Origin of the sequence: Nocardiopsis sp. CNT312, assembly GCF_000515115.1 — a bacterium.
Lineage (GTDB): Bacteria > Actinomycetota > Actinomycetes > Streptosporangiales > Streptosporangiaceae > Nocardiopsis.
In genome coordinates this window covers 39,356-62,745 of sequence record NZ_AZXF01000014.1, presented here as the reverse complement: position 1 = coordinate 62,745, position 23,390 = coordinate 39,356, and the positions used below count along the sequence as shown (strand labels likewise).

Here is a 23,390-nt window from a genome sequence, read left to right as displayed (position 1 = left end):
CCGCAGTCATGGCCGCGCTCATGCCGTACCGCCTTCCAGAACCCTCAACGCCTTCTTCAGCTCTCCGACACACGCGCACACGACCAGTTCGGGACGACCGCTGGCGGTGGTCCGGGTACTCGTCGCCACGAAGGTGGGCCGTTCCTGCCCTCCGCGCAGTTCGCAGATGAGGAAGTCCGGGAACTCCTCGCGCAGCGCCAGGACGGCCGCGCTCGGCCGTACGTGGTAGCCCTCCACCGCCATCACCGGCTCTTCCTGGGGAGGGGAACCACCGGGGCCAGAGGCTCGGGGACGTTCCAACACAGCTCGAAGAACATTCCCGGACCACGCGGGGACCGGAACCGTCCCCAACGGGAGGCGATGGCGTTCACCAGGAGCAGGCCGCGCCCGCCCTCGGCATAGGCGTCGGTGTCGGTGTCGACATCGGGGGCGGCGACTCGGAAGGCGGGCGGCCGCTTGTAGGCGTCGAGCACCTCCACGCGCAGCCACCCGTAGAAGAAGAACGCCCGGATGTAGAAGTCACCGCGTTCCGCGCCGTCGGCCGGGGCGTGCTGGATGTTGTTGGTGGCCAGCTCCGAGAGCAGGAGCAGGGTGTTCTCGGCGGTCTCCGCCGGGGCGTCGGCGAAGACCAGCTTGCGGGCCATCCAGTCGCGGGCCTCCTTCACGCTCTCCGGGTGTCCGATGAACCGGAAGGAGCAGCGCCGCAACGGCAGGCGCCGCCGGGGTCCAGGACTGTTGGGGAAGATACGGTTGGACATGGGTCCTCACCTGTTGTCTCAGGTCGTGGGCCAAGGCCCTGACCAGGTGTGCCAGCACCTGATCAGGGCCGCTTTGTGTTTGGTCCGATGCGGTAGGCCAAGCTGCATCGCATCAGTCCGTGCATTATGCACTGACTCATGTCTACTACACTCTGTTGCTGAATGCCAGGGGTTCCGTGAAGATGGTCGCCCCACATGCTCAGAGAGGGTGTGCATGACGCAGCGACGTAAAAAGACCGTCCGTGGGCGACGGCTGTCCATGGAGCTCAAGCGGTTGAGGGAGGCTGCTGGACTCTCAGGTGAGCAGGCTGCGTCACGTTTGCAGTGGTCGCAGTCCAAAGTCAGCCGTATCGAAACCGGGCGGATCGCTGTCAGCAACAAGGATCTGCGGGCACTGCTGGATCTCTACCAGGTGCCGCAAGACAAACGAGACAGGTGCTTTGAGCTGGCCAAAGGAGCCAAGATTAAGGGCTGGTGGGAGGCTTACGCCGACGCGATCCCACGGGACTATGCGGACTACATCGAGCTTGAGAACGCTGCGTGTTCGGTCCTCACCTACTCGCCCCAGATCGTGAGCGGTGTCCTACAGACCGAGGAGTATGCGCAGCGGGTCGTGCAGTCTGCTCTTCTGATCTCTCCGCCGGGGGAAGTGGCTCGTCGTGTGAAGGTGCGCATGGAGCGACAAGAGAGGCTGATGAGCGATCATGCGCGGACTCTCTCCGTGGTGCTGGATGAGGCGGCTCTCCAACGCCACGTGGGCGGCCCCAAGGTGATGGAAGAGCAGCTCAGACATCTTGTGAGTCTTGCCGAACAACCCAACTTGACCGTTCGTGTGCTGCTGAGTGCGTCCGGGGAGCATCCGGCTACCGCGGGTGAGTTCACCATCCTCAAGTTCCCGGACAGTGACGACACCGATGTGGTCCACGTAGAGGCCATGACCAGTAGCCTCTACGTCGAAGAAGAAGCGGAAGTGTTCCGGTACGTGCTCGCTTTCAACCAGCTCTGTTCGATGGCGCTCAGTCCGTCTGAGTCCACCGCACTCATCACGGAGCTGGCTGATGGTGAGAGGCGTCAAGGGCGGTGAAAGGAATCCAGGTATGCGTGACTCAAAGTTCACACCTCTGAACTGGCGCAAGTCCAGTTACAGCGGCAACGGGCCTACGTGCGTCGAGGTGGCGGACACTCCTTCCCGGGTCCACGTCCGCGACACGCAGAACCGGCCCCTGGGGCACCTCTCCTTCCCCTCCTCGGACTGGGCCGCGCTCCTGTCCACCCTGCGCGGGGGGACCGGCTCCGGCCGGGGCTGACGGGTTCCCGGTCGCGCTGGCCGGTTCCGGCCAGCGGGCAACGGCCTTCGGGAGCGCCGAAAACACCGGCTTCTGACGGTGTCGGATGGCAGAATCGGGAGGACACGGACACGCCTCCCGCCATCCCACCCCACGCCGTGAAAGGTGCCCATGCGCGCTTCCGAGGGCCGTTCCCCCCATTCCTCCTCCGGCACGATGCCCACCGGCCCGGAGTGGGAACTCACCGAGAAGCCCCTCATTGACCAGCTCACCGCCATGGGGTGGACCCTGGCGGAGAGCAGCGGGCGCTCCTCCCGCCGGGAGACCCTCCTGGAGCTGCCCCTGCGCACCGCGCTGCGCCGCATCAACACCGACGACGACGGCCGCGAGTGGCTCGACGAGGCCCGCCTCGGCCAGGCCGTCAGCGCCCTCACCCGCCCGCAGGCCCGCACCCTGATCGAGATCAACGAGGAGCTCACCGCCCTCCTGCTGACCGGGACACAGGTGGACGGGGTCGAGGGATGGCATGGCGGGCGCCGCCAGACGGTCCGCTTCATCGACTTCGACGACGTCGGCAACAACGACTTCCGCGTCGTCCGGCAGTTCACCGTGGACGGCCCCGGAGCCGCGGGCAGGGACCGGATCATTCCCGACCTGGTCCTGTTCGTCAACGGCATCCCCCTGGTCGTCATCGAGGCCAAGAGCCCCGACACCCACGCACCCATGGCCGAGGCGATCGACCAGATGCGCCGCTACGCCAACCAGCGCTCCGAGGTCAGCGCCGCCGAAGGCAACGAACGCCTCTTCCACACCAACCAGTTCGTCGTGGCAGCCTGCGGCACCAACGCCCGCGCCGCCGGGTTCACCGCCGAGCCCGAGCACTACGCCGAGTGGAAGACCACCGAGCCCCACGGCCGCGAGCGGGCCGCCGCCGAGGCGGGGCTCACCGACCCGGGGGCGCTGAACGGCCAGCACGTCCTGGTCGCGGGGATGCTGCGCCCCGAGGTCCTCTTGGACCTGGTTCGGCACTTCACCCTGTTCATGGACACCGGCACCAGCAAGGTCAAGGTCGTCGCCCGCTACCAGCAGTACCGTGCCGTGCACCGCTCCGTCCGGCGCATGCTCACCAAACCCACCCGCCCCCAGGACGGGGAGTTCGACCGCCGGGGCGGCATCGTCTGGCACACCCAGGGGTCCGGCAAGAGCCTCACCATGGTGTTCCTGGTGCGGGTCATGCGCTCGCAGCCCCGGCTGACCGGGTTCAAGATCGTCGTGGTCACCGACCGCACCCAGCTCCAGGACCAGCTCAGCAAGACCATGGCGCTCACCGGGGAGAGCAGCGAGACCATCCCCAAGGTGGAGGAGCTCGCGCCTACCCTCGCCGTGCCCGGCAAGGGCCTGTACTTCGCGATGATCCACAAGTACCAGGCCGGCGGCACCGCCCCAGGGACCGGCGACACCGACACCGCCGACGAGGGGGGCGCTGACGCCGAGGGCGGGGGCGAGGGGAAGGAGCCCGTTCCCCAGCTGGACGTCATCGACGATTCCACCGACATCCTCATCCTCGTGGACGAGGCGCACCGCTCCCAGACCTCCCAGCTGCACGCCAACCTCATGGGCGCCCTGCCCAACGCGGTCCGGGTGGGCTTCACCGGCACGCCCATCATCATGGGCGACAAGGAGCGCTTCACCAGCAAGGTGTTCGGCGCCTTCATCGACTCCTACACCATCAAGCAGTCCGAGGCCGACGGCGCCACCGTGCCCATCCTCTACGAGGGGCGCACCGCCAAGGCCCACGTGCGCGACGGCAACGGCCTGGACGAGCTGTTCGTGAGCATGATCGACGCCACCCCCGAGCAGCTGGAGGAGCTCAAGAAGCGCTACGCCACCAAGAACGACGTCCTCGAAGCCGAAGCGATGATCGCGGAGAAGGCCGCGAGCATGCTGCGGCACTACGTCGACACCATCCTGCCCAACGGCTTCAAGGCCCAGGTCGTGGCCGTCTCGCGCAAGGCCGCCGTCCGCTACCGGGCCGCGCTGCTGCGGGCCCGGGACGGACTCGTCGCCGAACTCGACGCCCTGCCCGCCGAGCTGCGCACCCCCGAGGCGGCCGAGGAGGCGGAGAGCGGCGACGCCTACGACGCCGCCACCGCCCGGCTCATCCGCGCCCTGCGCTACCGCGACCTCATCGCCCGGCTCGACGCCGCCGCCGTCATCTCCCCGTCCCACAACGACAACGGGGACTGGAAGGAGTGGACCGACGCGACCGGGCACCGCAACCGGATCCGCGCGTTCAAGAGACCGCTGCCCCCGGCGGGGCCGGGACCCGACCCGGACAAGACCAGCCCGCTGGCCTTCCTCGTGGTCAACTCCATGCTGTTGACCGGGTTCGACGCACCGAACGAGCAGATCCTCTACCTGGACCGGCACATCAAGGAGGCCGAACTCCTCCAGGCCATCGCCCGCGTCAACCGCACCGCCAAGGGCAAGCGGGTCGGCTACGTCATCGACTACTACGGGGTGGCCGAGCACCTCAAGACCGCGCTGGCCGCCTACGCCGCCGAGGACATCGAGGGCGCGCTCAGCAGTGTGCGCGACGAGGTGCCGCTGCTGCGCGAGCGTCACGAGCGCGTCCGCCGGGTCTTCACCGTCCGGGGCCTGACGGACTTCGGCACCGACCAGGCGCGGGAGGAGTGCGTCCAGGTCCTGGCCGACGAGCGCATCCGCCGGGAGTTCTCCAACGCCCTGAAGGAGTTCAACCGGAGCCTGGAGACGGTGCTGCCCCGCCCCGAGGCGCGCGAGTTCGTCCCCGACGCCAAGGCCTTCGGCGCCATCGCCGAGATCGCCCGGGGCCGCTACCGGGAGGCCGACGGCTTCGACCCCTCCCTGTACGGGGGCAAGGTGCGCGACCTCATCGACCGCTACATCCGCGTGCACGATATCCGCACGAAGATCCCTCCCACGGCCATCACGGCGGCCGACTTCCACACCAGGGTCGAGGCGCTGTCCTCCGACCGTGCCAAGGCCTCGGAGATGGAACACGCGCTGCGCCACCACATCAGCGAGAACCTGGACAGGGACCCCGAACGCTACGGCAAGCTCTCCGAACGGCTCGACGAGATCCTCACCAGTCTCGACGGGAACTGGGCGGACCTCGCCGAAGCGCTGCGCGACTTCATGGCGGATGCGGCCGCCGAACGGGAGGCCGACGACAGCGGACTCGACCCGCACACCCAGGCCCCGTTCTACGACCTGCTGGCGGGAGCGGTGCGCGCCGGGGACGAATCGCCCCTGGAGGAGAACCTGCGGCGGTTGCTGCGAGGCCTCACCGTCCAGGTCACCGACCTGATGCACCGCGAGATCGCCCTGGCGAGCTACGGCCCGGTCGGGGCGCGCAAGCTGCACAAGAAGGTGGTGCGCGCGCTGATCGACTGCCACTTGAACGGGATCGAACTCTTCGACGATGAGGCCGCCGACCACCTGGCCTCCCGCCTGGTGGCCACCGCGGAGAAGCGCCGCGGGCGGCCGTGACTGGACGGGCCGCGGCGGCCCCCGGTCCGCGAACGTGTGTCGGCCGACTCCCGCTCAGCCCAGCCACACCTGCCCGCCGAGGAGGGCGAGCCGCTCCCTGCGGTGCCCGTAGTCCGGCACTGCGGTGCGCACCAGCTCCCAGAACGCGGGGGAGTGGTCCCGGACCGCCAGGTGGGCGAGCTCGTGCACCAGGACGTAGTCGACGACCGTCGGCGGCAGCTGCATGACTGCCCAGTGCAGGTTCAGCCTGCCGCCCGCGCCCAGCGACCCCCAGCGGTGGCCGAGACCGCGCACGTGCACCCCTGCCGGGTGCAGGGCCATGCGGGCCTGCCACGGGCGCAGCCGCCCCGGCAGCCACCGGCGGGCCCGCTCGCGATACCAGGCGGCCATCGCGCCCGCCGGGTCAGGGCCATAGGCCAGTTTTGGGTGCATGCGGATGCGGCCGCCGTTGAAGTGGACACCCTCGATCTCGTCGGTCACTTTGAGCCGGTACCGGCGCCCGAGGTAGTCGAACCCCTCGCCGGACACGAACTCGCGTGTCGACTGGCGGGAGAGCAGCAGGTCCTTGTCGGCGAGCTTGTCGCGTACCCAGTGCCGCTTGCTCCGCGCCCACACCTCGACCCGCTCCCAGGCCAGGCCGTCGGGGACGTGCAGGAGCAGCGAGCCGTCGCGGTCCACGGTGATCCCCACCGTCCGGCGCTTGGAGGAGGGGCGTACCGAGAACACCACTCCGTCGAGCACGAGCTGTTCGGGGACACACGGGGTCAAGGTCGCAGGCACGTCCGCCAGCCTAACCGTGCCGGAGTCCGGCAGCGGGCAACCGCCCCCGCTTCTGGTCCCGCGGTCCGGGTGAGGCGGTTCGAAGCGCCCTGTCCCGGCGCGGGGCTAGTGGCGGCGCGTCCGGTGCGGTAAGGGTGAAGCCCGGTCACTGACGGGTGGAGCGCAGAGGAGCGTGTACATCAAGTCCGGTTCGGTCGCGAGAACCCCGGTTTGCGCGCAGAGCGTCCGTGCTGGCCAGCGGGACGCGAGAGTGCGGTGCGGCGTGGGCCACGTGACCTTGGGGGTGCTGAAGGGTGGTCGCGTGCGGGAGGGGTGTGTCGTCGCAGGCCAGAGGCCACGAAAAACGGCAAGGGTTTCGGGGCCTATGAAGCCCGTAGGTTATGGAAACCGGGTGTTCTTTCCGGAGCCGCTGCCACTGCTGCCGTTCCACCACCCCCGACGATGTGAGGAGACCGCGTGGCGCGTATCGGGATCACCGGGCACTCGAACCTGACGGCCGACACCGTCCCCCTCATCCGCGCGGCGCTGGCCACCGCCCTGGCGCCCCACACCGCCGAAGGTGACCTGGTCGGCCTCTCCTGCCTGGCGCGCGGGGCGGACCAGCTCTTCGCCGAGGCCGTGCTCGACGCGGGCGGGCGGCTCGAAGCCGTCCTGCCGTCGGCGGACTACCGGGAGGCCAAGGTCAGGGCCGACGAGCTGGAGCGGTTCGACCGTCTTCTCCTGCGCTCGGCGTTCGTGCGGTACATGCCGCACCGGAGTGCCGGGAAAGCCGCTTACGCCGACGCCAACGAGGCCGTGCTCGGCGGGATCGACCGGCTCTTCGCGGTCTGGGACGGAAAACCCGCAGGAGGCAGGGGCGGCACCGGCGACGCCGTCGAGGCGGCGCGCACCCGTGGGGTCCCGGTGGACGTGATCTGGCCCGAGGGGGCCGCGCGGGAGCGGTAGCAGGTCCGGATCAGTCGGTGTAGCCGCCCGCCGCGACCACCGCGCCGCCGACCCGGTCGGCCAGCCCTTCGAGCGCAACACCCCCGCTCCCAGCACCGGCCCCCGGCCTCGTCGCGCTGGACACGGACGTCTCCGCCGTCGGTGCACCTCAGAAGGCCGTACTCCAGCCGTTCGACACCGGCCAGGACGTCACCGCCGGACCCGGTCAGGTCGATGGTGCCGCCGCACTCCGACTCCGGGCAGTCGATGCCGATCGACCAGCCGCCACCGCAAGCCGGGGCGGACGCTGCGCCAGTCCTGGTCTCCCCGCGCGGGGCCCTCCCACACGCCGCTGGCGTCCCCGAGCTCCGGGCCGGGGCGCCCTGGGGGTCGCCGTCGTCCTGGACGGTGCCGGACTCCTGCCGCGGCGCGGTCCAGGTGCTGGCCGTCGGTGCGAGGTCTCCGACGCCTGCGGTGTGCTCTCGCCGCCACCGTCGGAGGGGTCGCGGCGGGCGGTGAGGAAGGGGAGCACCACCGCACCGGCACAGACCCCGATCACGACCGGTACCGGGGCGTTCACCGTCCCGGTGGCACCCGCCCTCGGCGGCGGCACCGGAGGAGACATCGCCTGGTAGGGGCGCTGCGGGGAGCACTTCTGGAGGTCTCGCCAGACCTTGCGGTGCCGTTCGGCCTGCCCGCCGGCCCTGGTGTGCCTTCCGCGGCGGCCCGGCCCCGGGGGGTGATCCCCGTCTCGTAGCGATCCCTACAACCCGTGACCGCCGGGAACTGTGGGGCTCGCCCTACTGCTTTGAGCTGCGGATAACGGACAATAGGGGGTGGTTCACTCCCGTCTACCTCCCGAGGGGATCCGCATGCCGCAAGGCTCGACCACGACCGTCCGACACAGGGGCCTCACCGCCCGGGACCTCTCACTCATCGCGGTGTTCGCCGCGCTGATCGCCGCGCTGAGCGTCGCGGTGGCCATCCCCGTCCCGTTCCTTCCGGCGGTCGCCCCGATCACCCTCCAGACCCTCGGCGTCATGCTCGCCCCCAGCCTCCTGGGCTGGAAGCGCGGCACCCTCGCCGTCGCCACCTTCACCGCCCTCGGCCTGGCCGGGCTCCCCCTCTTCGCGGGCGGACGCGGCGGGCTGTCCGTCCTCGCCGGGGCCTCCGCCGGGTTCATCGTCAGCTGGACCCTCGCCGCCCTGGTCATCGGCATGCTCACCGACCTCATGCTCCGAGGCGGCCGCCGCTACTCCCTCTGGCGGGGCGTGCTCATCAACATCGTCGGCGGCATCCTCGTCGTCTACGCGATCGGCGTGCCGTGGATGGCCGCCGTCCTCGGCGACGGGGTGCTCGCCAGTGCCCTGGCGATGCTCGGCTACCTGCCCGGAGACCTCGCCAAGGCCGTCGTCACCGCCCTCATCGCCGCCGCCGTCTTCCGCGCCTACCCCGTGCCCCCGGCCGGCCGCCCGGTGGCCGAGGAGCCCGCCGAGAGCACCGGGGGCGGCGCCTGATGCTGCGTCTTGAGGGGGTGTCCCACGCCTACGACGGTCGCACCGTGCTGCGCGACGTCACCCTCGACCTCGCCGAGCACCGGATCGGCGTGATCGGGGCCAACGGCTCGGGCAAGTCCACGCTCGCCCGGACCCTCAACGGCCTGGTCGTCCCAGACCGGGGCCGTGTGTCGCTCGGGGAGTGGGACACCCGGCGAAACGCCAAACGCATCCGCCGCGAGGTCGGGTTCGTCTTCTCCGACGCCTCCCAGCAGATCATCATGCCCACGGTGGCCGAGGACGTGGAGATCGGGCTGCGCTCGCTGCGCCTGGGCCGCGAGGAGACCGCGCGCAGGGTCGACGACGTCCTCGTCCGGTTCGGGCTGGACGGGCACCGCGACCACCCCGGGCACCTGCTCTCCGGCGGTCAGAAGCAGCTCCTCGCACTGGCCTCGGTCCTGGTCACCGAACCCCGTGTCCTGGTGTGCGACGAGCCCACCACCCTGCTCGACCTGCGCAACACCCGCATGGTGCACCGTGTCCTGGACGGGCTCGACCAGCAGGTGGTCCTGTGCACGCACCACCTCGACCTGCTCGGCGGGTTCGACCGGGTGCTGGTGATCGACGAGGGCCGGGTGGTCTTCGACGGCGCGCCCGCCGACGCCGTCGCCTTCTACACCGCACGCATGGCCGAAGGGGAGCGGGGCGGGGCCGGCCAGTGAGCACGATCGGCCTGTACGTTCCCGGCGACGGACCGCTGCACCGGGTCCCCGCCGGCCCCAAACTCCTGGCACTGCTGCTCACCGGCACGGCGATCGTCGTCGCCGCCCACCACTGGGTGTCGCTGGCGGCCCTGGTCGCGGCGCTCCTCCTCTACCCGCTGGTCGGCCTGGCCCCGCGCCGCGCGTTCGGGGCCCTGCGGGTGCTGTGGCCGTTCCTGCTGGCCATCGTGGTCTTCCAGCTCCTGTTCGGCGACTGGCACACGGCCCTGCGGCTGTCCGCGCAGTTGGCGGCGCTCGTCCTGCTGGCCAACGCGGTCACGCTCACCACGCAGGTACGCGAGATGCTCGACCTCTTTGAACGCATGAGTCGACCCCTGCACCGGGTGGGGGTCGACTCCCGCAGGGTGGCCCTGGTCCTGGCGCTCACCGTCCGCTCGATCCCGATGGTGGGCCACGCGTGGCGCATGGCGCGCGAGGGCTACCAGGCGCGGGGGCTGTCGGGGCGGCCCTGGATGCTCGTGGTCCCGGTGATCGTGCAGCTCCTGCGGATGGCCGAGGCAACCGGGGAGGCCCTGGTGGCACGCGGGATCGACGAGGACTCCCGAGACGCCGAAGAGCGCTGAGTCTTTCGTTGGGTAACCGGGGCTTCACTTTTCGAATGAGCTGATATTTTCGGTATACCGATTCAGTTTCGGATGTTTGAGGCGTCGGTCCACAAGCCGATAATTGGGCAAAACAGTCCAAACTCCCCTGTGAACGGACCGGTGGTCGCGTGCTTGGGCGTTCTCCGGCCGACGTACGACGTCGGCGCTCCGTCGCCGCGGTCACGGTGGCCGCGGCCACGGTCCTCGCCCTGCTTCCGGGTGCCATGGCCGGTGCCCAGGCCGTGCGGCTGCCCGAGCCCGAGAGCGTGTCGGCCCGGGTGCACCTGTCGGCCGGCGCCGAGGTCCCCCCGGCGCTGCTCTTCGCGCCCGACCCCGGGCCCTCGGGATCGGCCACCCTCACGGTGCGCGAGCGCGAGGAGCTCACCGGCCGGGTGGCCGGGCTGGCCGAGGAGCACCGGGCGCGCGTGGGCATCGCCGTCCAGGACCTGCGCACCGGGACGGCCTTCAGCTACGCGGCACACGAGGGGTTCACCACCGCCAGCACCGTCAAGCTGACCATCCTCACCATGCTGCTCCTGCGGGCCGAGGAGGAGGGGCGCTCCCTCACCTCAGCCGAGCGGGCGCAGGCCGAGGAGATGATCCGCTACAGCGACAACGGCAAGGCCGACTCCCTCTACGCCAGGCTGGGCTACGCCGCCGGGTTCGAGGAGGGCGCCGAACGCATCGGCTACCTGGAGACCGTGCCCCTGCCCACCGGCAGGTGGGGGGCGACCGAGACGACCGCCGCCGACCAGCTCCGCTTGCTGCGCTTCCTGTACACCGACGAGGGGCCGCTCTCGGAGGAGAGCCGCGCCTACGTGTGCGAGCTGATGGAGGCCGTCGCACCCGAACAGGCGTGGGGGATCAGCGTCGCGGCCGAGCGGGGCGACACCGTCGGCCTGAAGAACGGCTGGGTCCCGCGCGACGCCAACGACGGGCTGTGGAACGTCAACAGCGTGGGCTATGTCGTCGGTGAGGACCGCGAGTACCTCATCGCGGTCCTCACCGACGACCACCCGGACTACTTCTCGGGCGTCGAACTGACCGAGGAGCTGGTGTCCATGGTCATCGAGGAGATCGAGGCCCCCAGCGGTGTGCCCGTCGAGGTCCCCTACCCCGCCTACTGACGACTTGTGCGGACGGGGTGTCCCGGGAGGGCGCCCGGGGCGCCCTCCCCCGCGGCCGCTAGTCCAGGGGGCCGCCGGCCACGTAGATGACCTGGCCGGAGACGAACCCCGCGTCCTCACCGGTGAAGAACGCGACGGCGTTGGCGATGTCCTCCGGGACACCGGTGCGCCGCACGGGGGTCTGCTTGGCCTGGTGCTCCTTCATGGCCTCGTAGTCGATGCCGATGCGCTCGGCGGTGGCCCGGGTCATGTCGGTCTCGATGAAGCCGGGGGCGACCGCGTTGGCGGTGACGCCGAACTGGCCCAGCTCGATGGCCAGGGTCTTGGTGAGGCCCTGGACGCCGGCCTTGGCCGCGGAGTAGTTGGCCTGGCCGCGGTTGCCCAGCGCCGAGGAGCTGGACAGGTTGACGATCCGGCCCCACCTGGTCTTGACCATGTAGGCCTGGACGGCCTTGCTCATGAGGAAGGAGCCCCGCAGGTGCACGTTCATCACGATGTCCCAGTCGGAGGCCGACATCTTGAACAGCAGGTTGTCGCGCAGGACGCCGGCGTTGTTCACCAGGATCTCCGGGGAGCCGAGGCGCTCGGCGACGGAGTCCACCGCGGTCTGCACCTGCTCCTCGTCGGAGACGTCGCAGCCCACGGCGAGGGCCTTGCCGCCCGAGGCCGTGATGCGGTCCACGACCTCCTGGGCGTCGGCCTCCTTCAGGTCCAGCACGGCCACGGCACGGCCCTCACGCGCCAGGCGCTCGGCGGTGCCGGCGCCGATTCCGCGAGCGGCTCCGGTCACGATGGCCACACGGGGCGCAGGGGACATGGTGTTACCTCCAAGAGTTCGGGTGGTGGGCGCGGACGAATCCTATCGGCATGCCAACCGGTCGGTACGGGCGCGGGGGGCGTGTCTCGGCCATCCGACTATGCGCGGTGCGCATGCCATGCGCCGTTGAGCTCGTCGGCGATCGGTGTCGGAGTTTCCCTGCGCGGTGCCGGAGCTTGCCTTACGATTGCCGGGAGAGCCAAGGTGCACGTGCATTCGGCTCGTGCAGAAGCACGGGCCGAGCGGGCCGACACGCGGTTTTCGCAGCGTGTCACAGGGATTCCGGCGGAAGAGGGCCACGTGGCCGGACCCTGGGTGCCCGACGTTCCGCGACAGCAGGGCACCGGTGAGGAGTGGATGGCATGGAGTGCGCGGAGGCGGTGACGGAGCCGGACCGGGGCTGGTGGTTCAGGGTTCTGGAGTGCGGTTCCAGTCGCTGGAACACGCCTGTCTGCGGTGACAGTCATGACGCCGTCACGTGGGGTCTCGAACCCCGCCCGTACGCCGTGGGGGCCGCGCGGGAGATTTCTAGCGCGCTTCTCAGGGAATGGGCGATGGATCACTTGTCCGGCGACGTCTCGGTCGTTGTTTCCGAATTGGTGACCAATGCGGTCCGGCACGGCGGCCCGATCCCCGTACCCGGGCCGGGTGAGGGCGGTATTCAGCTCTCCCTGATGCGCAGCGGTGGGGAATTCATCTGTGCGGTTCGTGACGGGGGGCATCGGTGGCCGAGCAGAAGGAAGCCGGATCTGGTACTTGAAGGCGGTCGCGGGCTTGCACTGGTGAGTGCTTTCGCGCGAGAGTGGGGAGTGATTCCGACCCCCCCGAGTGGAAAGTTCGTTTGGGCGCAATTCGTGTGACGCACCCCCCGGTCGGTGTGTGGCCTCCGGCGGGCGTCCCGCGTCGCGCCTGTCCGGGTGCCGGGGAGGGGCGGTAGGGGCGGACACGGGGGGCTATATCGTGTACCTGCGGTATCGAACCGGACCAGCCCGCCTCGGGGCCGGCGGTCCGGATACCCTTGTCCGGGGAATGTGACAGAGAGGCGGCGAAGGTGGATATCGCTCGACTGCGCAAGGGGAGCGGCCCCACTGTGCGTCGCATGCTCCTCGGGCACGAGTTGCGCAAGCATCGCGAACAGCGCGGTATCTCGCGCGAGGACGCGGGGAACAGGATTCGCGCGTCCGCGTCGAAGATCAGCCGGATGGAACTCGGCCGGGTCGGTTTCAAGATCCGCGATATCGAGGACCTGCTCAAGATGTACGGGATCACCGACCGGCAGGTGGTCAAGGAATTCGTCGACGTGGCCCGCGAATCCAACAAGTCGGGCTGGTGGAAAGAGTACGGCGACTCCCTCCACAAGTGGTTTGTCCGCTACGTCGGATTCGAGGAGGCCGCCGACCACATCCGCATCTACGAGTCCCAGTTCGTGCCCGGTCTGCTCCAGACCGAGGAGTACGCGCGCGAGATCATCTCCGGCGGTGTGGAGACCGACATGGTCACCGAGCAGCGGATCGAGGCCAGGCTGCGAAGACAGCAGCGGCTGGAGACCGACCAGGACATGCGGATGTGGGTCATCCTCGACGAGTCCGCGGTCCGCAGGCCGATCGGCGGCAAACCGCGCGGCAAGGAGATCATGTGCGGCCAGATCCGCCGCCTGATCGAGTTCTGCCGGGACTACACGAACATCACCCTCCAGATCGTCCCCTTCGAGGTCGGTGCCCACGCGGCCGAGGCCGGGTCGTTCACACTGCTGCGCTACTCCGAATTCGAGTTGGCCGACCTGCTCTACCTGGAACAGCTCACCGACGGTGAGATCGTGGACCGCCGCAACGTGGTGGAGGCCTATACCAAGGCGATGACGCGGCTGAGCGTCGTGGCCTACACGCCGGACGAGACGCTGGAGATGCTCCACCAGGTCCTGGAGGACTTCGAGAAGGCCTGAGAGGGCCCAGAGCGCCCTGTGCCCTTTCCCCGGCGCGGGCCGCACCCCGCCCGCGGCATCGAGGTTTCGGCTTCGAGTGCCGCCGGGGGCCCTGTCGCTGGGCCCCCGGCGGTGCGCCCGGGGCGGAGAGGGCGACGGTCGCGCCGAGGGGGCGCTGGCGGCCACCGTTGCCTCCGGGTCCGTGCTGCTGTCGCCGTCGGCGGGGTCAGCTCAACAGGTTGTCGAAGTCGCCGTCCTTGGCGCCGAGGATGAGGCAGTCGATCTCTTCCTGCGTGTAGACCAGAGCCGGCCCGGAGGGGAAGCGGGAGTTGCGGACGGCGACCGAGCCGTCGGTGAGCCGGGCCATCTCCACACAGGCGCCTTGTGAGTTGCTGCGCTTGGCCTTCTGCCAGGCCGCGCCGGTGAGCTCGGTCGCGGTGATCCCGTTGTGTGCGGTCATGGTGAACTGCGCTCCTTTGTGTCGTACGGGGGAGCGAGGCACCGATGCACTGTCAAATGCATGTGCATTTGGCAGTGCATCGGCACTGTCGCATGCATAAGAATAGCGTGACCAAGGACACTTGTCCTGAGCTTCGGAGCCTTGTAAGCACCGCGTGACCTTGGCGGGGTCGACTCGTTTTCCGAGCGGTGGGAAATCATCCGACAAGAAGGCTTTTGGCTGCGGAAATTCCGCTTTTGGGGATCCCGTCCCCGGAGTGCCGGGCACGGGAAAGGCCCCCTGCCGCCGCGCAGGACGCGCGGTGGCAAGGGGCCTCGTGGGATGTATGGGTCAGGAGCACTCCAGGGCGGCGGTCAGCGCCTCCAGGTTGCCCCGCATGATCGAGGGGTAGTCGTCGCCGGGGGAATCCTCGGTCACACCCTCCAGCGGGTCGAGTACGGCGACCTCGGCCCCGCTCTCGGCTGCGATGGTCTCAGCGGTCTCGGGCGGCATCAGCGGCTCGGTGAACACCGTCCCGATGCCCAGCTCCTCGACGGTGTCGGCGATCGCCGCGATCTGCGAGGGGGAGGGGTCGGTGTCGGGGTCGATCCCGCTGACACCGATCTGTTCCAGGCCGTAGGCCTCGGTGAGGTAGGAGAACGCGGTGTGCCCGACCGCGACCTCGCTGTGCGTGCAGGAGGCCAGCCCCTCGTCGTACTCCTGGCCGATCGCCGCCAGCTCGGCCGCCACGGCCTCGGCGTTGTCGGTGTAGGTCGCGGCGCCCTCCGGGTCGATCTCGGCCATCCGGTCGGCGAGGGCGCGGGCGGTCTCCGCCATCAGGTCCACGTCCAGCCAGAAGTGCGGGTCGAACTCGCCGTGGTCGTGGCCGTCGCCCCCCTCCTCTGCGTGGTCTTCCTCGTGGGTTTCGTCGGAGTGGCTCTCCTCGGCGTGCTCGTCGTCGGAGTGCCCGTGCTCCTCCTCCGAGTGCTCCTCCTCCGAGTGGCCCTCGTCGTCGGAGTGGTCGTCCTCGGCGTGGTCGTGCCCCTCTTCCGAGTGGTCGTGGCTCTCCTCGGCGTGCTCGTCGTCGGAGTGGTCGTGCCCGCCCCCCTCGGCCACCGGGTGGAGTTCGATGACGTCGGCCACGTCCAGCGCCGTGTCCGGGGCCTGCTGCTCGACGGCCTCGTCCACGGCCGGCTGGAGGCCCGAGACGTAGAAGGCCAGGTCGGCGTCGGTGACCTCGCCCAACTGGCGGCCGGTCAGTTCGAGGTCGTGGGGCTCGGCGCCGGGCTCGGTGAGCTGGGTGACCGAGACCCGGTCGCCGCCCACCTGTCCCGCCAGCCATTCCAGCGGGTAGACCCCGGTGACCAGGCTCAGCTCGGCGTCCGGCGTGCCGCCGTCCGCTCCGCCGCCGTCCCCGCAGGCCGTGATCAACATGAGTGTCGCGGCGCCGACGGCTGCGGCCCGCACGGTAGTCCCTGTTCGCATGGGTCCATCATGCGTGAAAATGAAAATGATTGTCAATTTGTCGGTAAAGAGAGGGTTGTCACTTGGCGCGTCCCGGCGCCGCCGTGCTCAGTGCGACTCGGCGAAGCGCTCCACGTCCTCGGTGCGTCCCGCCACCACGATCACGTCGCCCTTGCTGAGGACGGTCTCCTGGCTCGCGTACGTGAACGCCTTGCCGCGGTGCTTGACCGAGACGACCGTGATCCCGTACTTCTGGCGCACCCTGGTCTCGGCCAGCGGGATGCCGATGAGCTCCCTGGGGGCCTTGGTCTTGCCCAGGGAGAACCCCTCCTCCAGCTCCACGTAGTCGAGCATGCGCCCTGACACCAGGTGGGCGACGCGCTCACCCATGTCGTGCTCGGGCAGGACCACGTGGTGGGCCCCCACCTGTTCGAGGATGCGCCCGTGGCGGCGGCTGATCGCCTTGGCCCAGATGTCGGGCACCCCCAGGTCGACCAGTTGCGACGTGGCAAGGATGCTCTCCTCCAGGTGCGAACCGATGGCGACCACGGCGTGCGTGAACTGCGCGGCGCCGATCTGTCTGAGCGCCTCGTCGTCGGTGGCGTCCGCGATCACGGTGTGCGTCAGGGCGTCGGCGAACATCTGGACCAGCCGGGGGCTGGAGTCCATCCCCAGCACCTCCCAGCCGTGGCTGATCAGCTCCAGGGCCATCGAGCTGCCGAACCGGCCCAGCCCGATGATGAGGATGCGCTTGTCGGATTCCTTCTTGGCGTGCGGCAACGGGGATCTTCCTTCGTGGACGGGAGTGCGGTGGACCTCAGCCGATCATGGGCCGGGCCTCAGCGAGGTCGTAGCGGCGTCGGCGCTCACGGAAGGCGATCGCCGTGACGAACGTGACGGGGCCGATGCGTCCGGCGATCATCAGCACGACCATCAGCACCTGCGCCCAGGGGTCCAGTTCCGGGGTGATACCCGTGGAGAGCCCCACCACGCCGACCGCCGAGACCACCTCGAACAGGGTCTGCATGAAGGTGAAGGGGGTGGTGTACAGCAGGAAGACGGTCGTGACCGCGACCGTGGTCATCGACAGGAAGGTCAGGCTGACGGCCTGGCGGACGACGTCCGGCGGCAGGCGGCGGCCGGCGACGTGCACCCGGTCATGGGCCCGCACCTCCGACCACAGGACGAGGAAGAGCACGGCCAGGGTGGCCACCTTGATGCCCCCGGCCGTCCCGGCGCTGCCGTTGCCCACGAACATCATCATGATCGTGAGCAGCAGGGTGGAGTCGTTCATCGCCCCGGTGTCGGCCACGTTGAACCCCCCGCTGCGCGGCATCACCCCGTGGAAGGCCCCGTCGGTGAGCTTGGCCCACCAGTGCAGTCCGCCCAGGGTGTCGGGGTTGTGCCACTCCATCGCGGTGACCAGCACGATGGTCACCGCGAAGAGCGCGGCACTTGGGACGACGGTGAGATGGGCGTGCAGGCTCCACAGGCGGGGGGTGCGCCAGGCCCGGCGCATCTCGATGAGGACGGGGAAGCCGATGCCGCCGAGCACGACCGCCGCCGCGACGGTGCCGAGGATGACCGGGTCCCCGGAGAAGCGCGTCAGGCTGTCGTCGTACAGCGACAGGCCCGCGTTGTTGAACGCCGACACCGAGTGGAAGAACCCCGAGTACAGCGCCTCGCCGAGGCCCATGCCGTGGCCCAGCCACATGGCCGGGGTGATGACGGCGAACACCGCGCCCTCGATCACCAGACAGGTGATCGCCACCCGGCTCACGATCCCGGTGACCTCGCCCACGGCCGGGGCGCGGTTCTCCGCCTGGACGTTGAGCTGCATGCGCAGGCTGAACCGGTGTACCAGGGCTGAGCCGAGCAGGGAGGCCAGGGTCATGATGCCGATGCCGCCGACCTGGATCAGGGCGGCCACCACCAGTTGGCCGAACACCGTCAGGTCGCCGCCGATCGAGACGACGCTCAGCCCGCAGACGGCGAGCGAGGTCGTCGCGGTGAACAGCGCCTGGACCGCGGTCAGCCCCTCGTCCCCCGTCGAGGCCGCGGGCGTCATCAGCAGTGCGGCGCCGAGCAGGTCGGTGACGAGGAACATGAGGAGGAAGGCGCGCGCGGGTTTCTCCCACGCGTTGCGCCTGTGCATGGATCTGCGCGGCGCCCAGCGCCGGAGGAAGGGGACGAGGCCCAGGCGGCGGGCCGCGGAGCGCCGCACCCTGTCGGCCGTCCGCGCGGCGCGGGCCCGCGCCCTCGCGGTGAGCGACTGCATGATCGACGTTCCACCGAGTTCCGGGTGAGGCTGTCTTCGGACCCGAACGATTCTGCCATCCGCCGCGGACCGTGTACGTCATTGCCCGTTCCACCGCACGCCGGACCGGACCTCAAACGTGGTCGGTGCCCTCGTGGCCGGCGTGGCCGGGGGGTTCCAGTTGCAGGGTGCAGTGCTCCACGCCGAAGTGCCGGGCCAGGCACCCGTGGAGTTCGTCCAGCATCGGTCCGGTGTCGTGCAGGCGCTCGGGCTCCACCACGACGTGCGCGGAGAGTACGGGCAGACCGGAGGTGATGGTCCAGGCGTGCAGGTCGTGGACGTCGATCACGGCCCGGTGGCGCAGGAGGTGCTCGCGGACCTCGCCCGGGTCCATTCCGCGCGGGGCGGCCTCCAGCAGGATGTGCACGGTCTCGCGCAGCAGGGACCAGGCACGGGGGACGATGATCGCGGCGATGGCCAGGGAGAGGAGGCTGTCGATGCGCGACCAGCCGGTCAGCCACAGCACGGCGCCGCCCGCGATGACGCCGACGGAGGCGAGCGCGTCGCCCAGCACCTCCGTGTAGGCGCCCTTGACGTTGAGGCTCTCCTGGGCGCCCGCGCGCAGGACCAGCAGCGCGATGGCGTTGGCGACCAGGCCGACGGCGGCGACGGCCACCACGCCGGCGCCGGACACCTCGGCGGGGGAGCGCAGCCGTTCGACCGCTTCGAGCACGATGAACCCGCACAGGACGAAGAGCGCGAGCGCGTTGACGGCGGCGGCCAGGATCTCCGCCCGCTGGAACCCGAACGTGCGCTGGCCGGTGGCGGGCCGGGCGGCGATCCACACGGCGGCCAGGGCGAGTCCCACGCCGAAGGAGTCGGTGGCGGTGTGTCCGGCGTCGGCGAGCAGGGCGAGGCTTGAGCTGAACGCGGCGCCCGCCACCTGGACGGCGGCGACGGTGAGCATCAGCCCCAGGGCGATGGCCAGGTGCTTTCGGTGCGCGGCCCCCGCGGTGGCCGCGCCGTGCGTGTGGCCGTGTCCGGTGCCCATCGCCCGCCTCCCTCGTCCGGGGTGGTTCAGCCTCCACTGTTTATACAGTCGGTGCTGTCTATACAGCAAACTCTGTACAATAATTCCCATGTTGACCTCCGAGCAGCGCCTCACCGCCATCCAGCGCCTCGGGCGCGCCCTGTCCGACCCCACCCGCTCCCGCCTCCTGCTCGCCCTCCTGGAGGGCCCGAACTACCCCGCCGCCCTCGCCGGCCAGCTCGGACTCACCCGGCAGAACGTCTCCAACCACCTGGCCTGCCTGCGGGACTGCGGACTGGTCCGTACCCACGCGCGCGGACGGCGGGTCAGTTACGAACTCGTCGACGCCTCCCTCGCCCACGCGCTGGAGGACCTCCTGCGCGTGGTGTGGGGTACGGCACAGCCGCACGCGCCCTCCGAGGGGCGGCGCGGCACCCTCGCCTGAGCCCTGCCGCCGCCTCCGTGAGGAGTCTCACACGTGGCCGCTCCCTGGGGGGGGCGTGCCCGCGCTCCGGCTTCGCGGATCGTGGGGAACACCACGTCAGGGCGGGGCGTTCCGTCGTCGCCCCGGGCGTGCGACTTTGGTCGGGGACGACCCTGACAGAAGGTTGACCTCTCCCTGAAAGTCCCCTGAAGCGGGCCACAGGGGCACGGCTTCCGATATAACGCGACGTACGCTGACAACAGCGCCCGCACGGTTCCGGCTTACCCGCGAGTGGGGACCAGCGAGTCGGCGGAGGGCTGTCACCGCAGCCCCGTGACGCTCCCGCCACCGCACGCCCCCGAGGGCCGGTGCGCCGCGCATCGCGCGTCCCGGAGGCCGCAGACCTCCACCCGGCAGTGAACAAGGAGCGAGAACCCCTTATGTCCAGATCGGCCCTATGGATCCCCGGCGCGGACACGCACCTTCGCGTGCCCTCCGCACCGACGGCGGATGGGGGGCACGCGTGAACCGCCTGTCGAACATCTCCCTCGGCAACCGTGCGCTCGTCCTCCTCATCATCCTCGCGGTGCTGCTCTTCGGGGCCCTCGCCGCCGTCGGAGCCAAGCGCGAACTCTTCCCGCAGTTCAGCCTCCCCGTGGTCACCGTCCAGGCGACCTACGAGGGCGCCTCACCGCGCGTCGTGGAGGGGCAGGTCGCCGAACCCCTGGAGCAGGTCGTCCAGGGCGTCGAGGGCGTCACCTCCGTCACCTCCACCAGCAGCACCGGCACCGCCCAGATCATGGCGCAGTTCGACTACGGCCAGGACCAGACCGCACTGGTCCGCGAGACCCAGGTCGCCGTCGAGGAGATGTCCTCCTTCCTGCCCGACGGAGTGGAGACCACCGTCTCCTCCGTGGGCACCAACCTGCTGCCGTCCCTGGTCCTGGCGGTGAGCACCGACGGCAACGACCAGGAGACGGCCGACACCGTCGAGAGCGTGCTCATCCCCGAGGTCGAGGCGGTCGAGGGCGTGCGCTCGGCCGTGCTCATCGGCGTCGAGGAGGAGCGGGTCGAGATCTCCCTCGACGAGGACGAACTGGCCGCGGCCGGCCTGTCCTCGGAGGACGTCGCCCAGGCCCTCCAGTCCAGCGGCCTGCTCATGCGCGGCGGCTCCCTCGTGGAGGAGGGCCGCCAACTCAGCGTCACCACCGGCCAGCAGCACACCAGCCTCGAACAGGTCGAGGACGTGTGGATCCAGCCCTCCCAGGCCGCGGTCTCCGCCGCGACGGCCGCGGGCGGCCCCGCGCCCTCCCCGGTCCAGCTCTCCGAGGTGGCCGACGTGGAACTGGTCGCCCAGGAGGCCGCCGACATCTCCCGGGTCAACGGCCAGCCGAGCATCATGCTCATGGTGCTGCCCACCCCCGACGGCAACACCGTCGACATCTCCGAGGGGGTCATGTCGGTCCTGGACGACCGGGCCGACCTGCTCGGCGAGGACACCGAGCTGACCACGGTCTTCGACCAGGCGCCCTTCATCAACGAGTCGATCGAGGACATGTTCCAGTCCGGCGTCTACGGTCTGGTCGCCGCGGTCCTGGTCATCCTGGTCTTCCTGATGTCGCTGCGGTCCACCCTGGTCATCGCCGTGTCCATCCCGGTGTCCGTCCTGGCCTGCTTCCTGGGGATGCAGATCTTCGGGTTCACCCTCAACATGCTGACCCTGGCGGCCATCACCATCTCCATCGGCCGCGTGGTCGACGACTCGATCGTGGTCCTGGAGAACATCCGCCGCCACATGGGCTACGGCAAGGAGCGCATGGCGGCGGTCAAGGACGGCGTCCGCGAGGTCGCCACCGCCGTGGCCTCCTCCTCGCTGGCCACCATCGCCGTGTTCCTGCCGGTGGCCCTCGTCGGCGGGATGGTCGGCGAGATCTTCGTGCCCTTCGCCGTGACCAGCTCGATCGCCCTGGGCGCCTCGCTCATCGTCGCTCTCACGCTCACCCCGGTCTTGTGCTACTGGTTCATGCGGCCCAAGGACGTCGGCGACACCTCCCAGGAGGAGATCGAGCGCGCCGAGAGCGAGCGGGAGCTGCGCTCACCGCTCCAGCGGGTCTACGTTCCGGTCATCCGGTGGATCACCGTCAAGCGCAAGAGCGCCACCGCGACCGTCCTGGCGGCCAGCGCCGCCATCGCCGTCGGCACGGGTGCCCTGTACTTCACCATGGAGACCGACTGGCTCGGCCAGGCGGAGCAGAACACCTACACCGTCGTCCAGGAGCTGGAGCCGGGCACCTCGCTCGACGTGGCCGACGCCGAGGCCGTCAAGGTCGAGGCCGTGCTCGCCGACCTGGACTGGGTGGACAGCTACCAGACGAGCGTCGGCGGCAACCCGCTGATGCCGGGCAACGACCAGATCAGCTACACCGTCACCGCCGACCCCGACACCGACCAGCTGAGCAACCGCGACGTACTGCGGGACGCCCTCGCCGACCTGGACACCGAGAACGAGCCCCGGCTCGACGCCTCGGGCGGTCTGGGAGCGGGTATCGAGGTCCGGGTGACCGCTGACGACCACGACGCGCTCGTGGAGGCCGCGAACCTGGTCGAGGAGGCGCTGCTGGACGTCGAGGGCGCCGACGACGTCGTCAACGGCGTGGCCCCGTCCCAGGCGTCCCTGGAGGTCCGCGTCGACGCCGAGGAGGCCGCCGAGCGGGGGCTGAGCGAGGCCATGGTCGGCCAGATGGTCGCCTCGGCCTTCAACGGCCGGGGCGTCGGCAACGCCACGATCGACGATGTGCGCCGCAGTGTGGTCATCCTCCCCGGAGACGCGCCCGAGACACTCGCCGAACTGCGTGAGCTGCCGCTGACCACCCCGACCGGCCAGGAAGTGGAGCTGGACACGGTCGCCGACGTGGAGGAGGTCGTGCAGCCGCCCGAGCTCAACCGGGTCGACGGCGTCTCCAGTGTGACCGTGTCCGCCAGCCCCACCGCCTCCGACCTCGGAGCGGTGAGCACCGCGATCGCCCTGGCACTGGAGGACCTGGACCTGCCCGCCGGGTCCGAGGCCTCTCTGGGCGGGGTCAGCCAGGACCAGACCGAGGGATTCGCCCAGCTCGGGCTGGCTCTGCTGGCCGCCGTCGTCATCTGCTACCTGATCATGGTGGCGACGTTCAAGAGCCTGATCCAGCCGCTCCTGCTGCTGGTGTCGGTGCCCTTCGCGGCGACCGGTTCGCTGGCCCTGCTCGCGCTGACCGGAACCCCGCTCGGCGCGGCCGCCATCATCGGCATGCTCATGCTGATCGGCATCGTGATCACCAACGCCATCGTCCTGATGGACCTGATCAACCAGAACCGGGTCAACGGCATGCCGCTCGGCGAGGCGATCGTCGAGGGCGCACGCCACCGCCTGCGGCCGATCCTCATGACGGCGGCGGGCACCGTCGCCGCCCTTGTGCCGCTGGCGACGGGGCTGGCCGGCGGAGGCGCCTTCATCTCCGGCCCGGTCGCCATCGTGGTGATCGGCGGTCTGATCTCGTCCACCCTGCTGACGCTGATCCTGGTGCCGGTGCTCTACCAGATGGTGGAGCACGGCAAGGAGCGCCGCGCGGCCAAGCGTGCGGCGCGCCGGGAGCGCCGGGCCGCCCAGCGGACGGCCGGGGACGCCGCCGGGGACTCCTTGACCCCGTCGCAGGAGCACTCGGGAGAGCCGGTCGGCCGCTGACGGGCGAACACCGGCAAGGGGCGCTCCGCGCGCGTTGCGGGGCGCCCCG

Annotated in this window: 21 protein-coding genes; 12 read left to right on the top strand and 9 right to left on the bottom strand. The window is 70.1% G+C overall.

The genetic code is table 11. The annotated features are described in order from the left end of the window. Positions 1-18 precede the first annotated feature (18 nt). Positions 19-243 carry a hypothetical protein gene (locus B042_RS0105900; protein WP_036554067.1) on the bottom strand — a complete coding sequence of 75 codons (225 nt, stop codon included), beginning with the start codon at positions 241-243 and terminating at the stop codon, positions 19-21. Next, entirely contained in the window at positions 243-758 is a 516-nt protein-coding gene (locus tag B042_RS0105895; RefSeq protein WP_028647495.1) for an ATP-binding protein, read from the bottom strand. The genes B042_RS0105900 and B042_RS0105895 overlap by 1 nt, the downstream gene beginning before the upstream one ends. Before the next feature lie 214 nt (positions 759-972). On the opposite strand from B042_RS0105895, the gene B042_RS0105890 reads away from it, so the two are divergent. From B042_RS0105890 to B042_RS0105880, 3 genes are all read left to right on the top strand, one after another. Further along, the gene (locus tag B042_RS0105890) at positions 973-1,842 is read left to right on the top strand and encodes a helix-turn-helix transcriptional regulator (RefSeq protein ID WP_028647494.1); all 870 of its coding nucleotides are present in this window, start codon (positions 973-975) and stop codon (positions 1,840-1,842) included. A gap of 13 nt (positions 1,843-1,855) precedes the next feature. After that, positions 1,856-2,065, top strand: a complete 210-nt coding sequence (locus tag B042_RS0105885) for a DUF397 domain-containing protein (RefSeq protein ID WP_028647493.1) — start codon at positions 1,856-1,858, stop codon at positions 2,063-2,065. A gap of 150 nt (positions 2,066-2,215) precedes the next feature. Beyond that, positions 2,216-5,575 carry a type I restriction endonuclease subunit R gene (locus tag B042_RS0105880; protein ID WP_197024183.1) on the top strand — a complete coding sequence of 1,120 codons (3,360 nt, stop codon included), beginning with the start codon at positions 2,216-2,218 and terminating at the stop codon, positions 5,573-5,575. 54 nt (positions 5,576-5,629) lie between these two features. Here the strand turns inward: B042_RS0105880 and B042_RS0105875 are convergent, their stop codons facing one another. Continuing rightward, the gene (locus B042_RS0105875; protein ID WP_051415498.1) at positions 5,630-6,355 is read right to left on the bottom strand and encodes a M48 family metallopeptidase; all 726 of its coding nucleotides are present in this window, start codon (positions 6,353-6,355) and stop codon (positions 5,630-5,632) included. A 456-nt stretch (positions 6,356-6,811) separates the two neighbouring features. Here B042_RS0105875 and B042_RS0105870 point away from each other — a divergent pair, with 456 nt between their 5' ends. The 5 genes from B042_RS0105870 (at position 6,812) to B042_RS0105845 (ending at position 11,268) form a co-directional block, all read left to right on the top strand. Beyond that, positions 6,812-7,300: a hypothetical protein gene (locus tag B042_RS0105870; RefSeq protein WP_028647490.1), complete on the top strand. Its 489-nt coding sequence runs from the start codon at positions 6,812-6,814 to the stop codon at positions 7,298-7,300. Between the two features lie 851 nt (positions 7,301-8,151). Continuing rightward, positions 8,152-8,796, top strand: a complete 645-nt coding sequence (locus B042_RS0105860; RefSeq protein WP_028647489.1) for a biotin transporter BioY — start codon at positions 8,152-8,154, stop codon at positions 8,794-8,796. Further along, the gene (locus B042_RS0105855) at positions 8,796-9,497 is read left to right on the top strand and encodes an energy-coupling factor ABC transporter ATP-binding protein (protein WP_028647488.1); all 702 of its coding nucleotides are present in this window, start codon (positions 8,796-8,798) and stop codon (positions 9,495-9,497) included. The genes B042_RS0105860 and B042_RS0105855 overlap by 1 nt, the downstream gene beginning before the upstream one ends. Further along, positions 9,494-10,120 carry an energy-coupling factor transporter transmembrane protein EcfT gene (locus tag B042_RS0105850; RefSeq protein ID WP_028647487.1) on the top strand — a complete coding sequence of 209 codons (627 nt, stop codon included), beginning with the start codon at positions 9,494-9,496 and terminating at the stop codon, positions 10,118-10,120. Before B042_RS0105855 ends, B042_RS0105850 begins: the two co-directional genes overlap by 4 nt. Before the next feature lie 149 nt (positions 10,121-10,269). Continuing rightward, positions 10,270-11,268 (top strand): LppW family protein, encoded by a 999-nt coding sequence (locus B042_RS0105845; RefSeq protein WP_028647486.1) that lies wholly within the window; start codon positions 10,270-10,272, stop codon positions 11,266-11,268. Positions 11,269-11,326: 58 nt separating this feature from the next. Here the strand turns inward: B042_RS0105845 and fabG are convergent, their stop codons facing one another. Next, complete coding sequence (gene fabG / locus B042_RS0105840; protein ID WP_036554062.1) at positions 11,327-12,085, bottom strand: 3-oxoacyl-ACP reductase FabG; 759 nt, start codon at positions 12,083-12,085, stop codon at positions 11,327-11,329. Between the two features lie 362 nt (positions 12,086-12,447). On the opposite strand from fabG, the gene B042_RS24750 reads away from it, so the two are divergent. Beyond that, positions 12,448-12,945 (top strand): ATP-binding protein, encoded by a 498-nt coding sequence (locus tag B042_RS24750; protein WP_081748619.1) that lies wholly within the window; start codon positions 12,448-12,450, stop codon positions 12,943-12,945. 239 nt (positions 12,946-13,184) lie between these two features. Continuing rightward, complete coding sequence (locus B042_RS0105835) at positions 13,185-14,027, top strand: helix-turn-helix transcriptional regulator (RefSeq protein WP_028647484.1); 843 nt, start codon at positions 13,185-13,187, stop codon at positions 14,025-14,027. Positions 14,028-14,232: 205 nt separating this feature from the next. Here B042_RS0105835 and B042_RS0105830 read toward each other — a convergent pair whose 3' ends face one another. The 5 genes from B042_RS0105830 to B042_RS0105810 all read right to left on the bottom strand — a co-directional run bounded on the left by B042_RS0105830 (position 14,233) and on the right by B042_RS0105810 (position 19,217). After that, positions 14,233-14,466, bottom strand: a complete 234-nt coding sequence (locus tag B042_RS0105830) for a DUF397 domain-containing protein (protein WP_028647483.1) — start codon at positions 14,464-14,466, stop codon at positions 14,233-14,235. Positions 14,467-14,796: 330 nt separating this feature from the next. Beyond that, complete coding sequence (locus tag B042_RS0105825) at positions 14,797-15,930, bottom strand: metal ABC transporter solute-binding protein, Zn/Mn family (protein WP_036554059.1); 1,134 nt, start codon at positions 15,928-15,930, stop codon at positions 14,797-14,799. Between the two features lie 87 nt (positions 15,931-16,017). Further along, entirely contained in the window at positions 16,018-16,689 is a 672-nt protein-coding gene (locus B042_RS0105820) for a TrkA family potassium uptake protein (protein ID WP_028647481.1), read from the bottom strand. A gap of 37 nt (positions 16,690-16,726) precedes the next feature. Then, a complete protein-coding gene (locus B042_RS0105815) occupies positions 16,727-18,064 on the bottom strand; it encodes a TrkH family potassium uptake protein (protein WP_231493846.1) in 1,338 nt (445 codons plus the stop codon). Positions 18,065-18,299: 235 nt separating this feature from the next. Next, positions 18,300-19,217 carry a cation diffusion facilitator family transporter gene (locus tag B042_RS0105810; RefSeq protein ID WP_028647479.1) on the bottom strand — a complete coding sequence of 306 codons (918 nt, stop codon included), beginning with the start codon at positions 19,215-19,217 and terminating at the stop codon, positions 18,300-18,302. 88 nt (positions 19,218-19,305) lie between these two features. Here B042_RS0105810 and B042_RS0105805 point away from each other — a divergent pair, with 88 nt between their 5' ends. Together B042_RS0105805 and B042_RS0105800 are read left to right on the top strand one after the other, a co-directional pair. Beyond that, complete coding sequence (locus B042_RS0105805; RefSeq protein WP_028647478.1) at positions 19,306-19,641, top strand: helix-turn-helix transcriptional regulator; 336 nt, start codon at positions 19,306-19,308, stop codon at positions 19,639-19,641. 502 nt (positions 19,642-20,143) lie between these two features. Further along, positions 20,144-23,341, top strand: a complete 3,198-nt coding sequence (locus B042_RS0105800; protein ID WP_028647477.1) for an efflux RND transporter permease subunit — start codon at positions 20,144-20,146, stop codon at positions 23,339-23,341. The last annotated feature ends 49 nt before the right edge of the window (positions 23,342-23,390 follow it).

What these genes read in the sequence shown, in the direction of transcription:
- B042_RS0105900 (WP_036554067.1), bottom strand. Translation starts at nt 243, where the DNA reads ATGGCGGTGGAGGGCTACCACGTACGGCCGAGCGCGGCCGTCCTGGCG.
- B042_RS0105895 (WP_028647495.1), bottom strand. Translation starts at nt 758, where the DNA reads ATGTCCAACCGTATCTTCCCCAACAGTCCTGGACCCCGGCGGCGCCTG.
- B042_RS0105890 (WP_028647494.1), top strand. Translation starts at nt 973, where the DNA reads ATGACGCAGCGACGTAAAAAGACCGTCCGTGGGCGACGGCTGTCCATG.
- B042_RS0105885 (WP_028647493.1), top strand. Translation starts at nt 1,856, where the DNA reads ATGCGTGACTCAAAGTTCACACCTCTGAACTGGCGCAAGTCCAGTTAC.
- B042_RS0105880 (WP_197024183.1), top strand. Translation starts at nt 2,216, where the DNA reads ATGCGCGCTTCCGAGGGCCGTTCCCCCCATTCCTCCTCCGGCACGATG.
- B042_RS0105860 (WP_028647489.1), top strand. Translation starts at nt 8,152, where the DNA reads ATGCCGCAAGGCTCGACCACGACCGTCCGACACAGGGGCCTCACCGCC.
- B042_RS0105855 (WP_028647488.1), top strand. Translation starts at nt 8,796, where the DNA reads ATGCTGCGTCTTGAGGGGGTGTCCCACGCCTACGACGGTCGCACCGTG.
- fabG (WP_036554062.1), bottom strand. Translation starts at nt 12,085, where the DNA reads ATGTCCCCTGCGCCCCGTGTGGCCATCGTGACCGGAGCCGCTCGCGGA.
- B042_RS24750 (WP_081748619.1), top strand. Translation starts at nt 12,448, where the DNA reads ATGGAGTGCGCGGAGGCGGTGACGGAGCCGGACCGGGGCTGGTGGTTC.
- B042_RS0105835 (WP_028647484.1), top strand. Translation starts at nt 13,185, where the DNA reads ATGCTCCTCGGGCACGAGTTGCGCAAGCATCGCGAACAGCGCGGTATC.
- B042_RS0105830 (WP_028647483.1), bottom strand. Translation starts at nt 14,466, where the DNA reads ATGACCGCACACAACGGGATCACCGCGACCGAGCTCACCGGCGCGGCC.
- B042_RS0105825 (WP_036554059.1), bottom strand. Translation starts at nt 15,930, where the DNA reads ATGCGAACAGGGACTACCGTGCGGGCCGCAGCCGTCGGCGCCGCGACA.
- B042_RS0105815 (WP_231493846.1), bottom strand. Translation starts at nt 18,064, where the DNA reads ATGCACAGGCGCAACGCGTGGGAGAAACCCGCGCGCGCCTTCCTCCTC.
- B042_RS0105810 (WP_028647479.1), bottom strand. Translation starts at nt 19,217, where the DNA reads ATGGGCACCGGACACGGCCACACGCACGGCGCGGCCACCGCGGGGGCC.
- B042_RS0105805 (WP_028647478.1), top strand. Translation starts at nt 19,306, where the DNA reads ATGTTGACCTCCGAGCAGCGCCTCACCGCCATCCAGCGCCTCGGGCGC.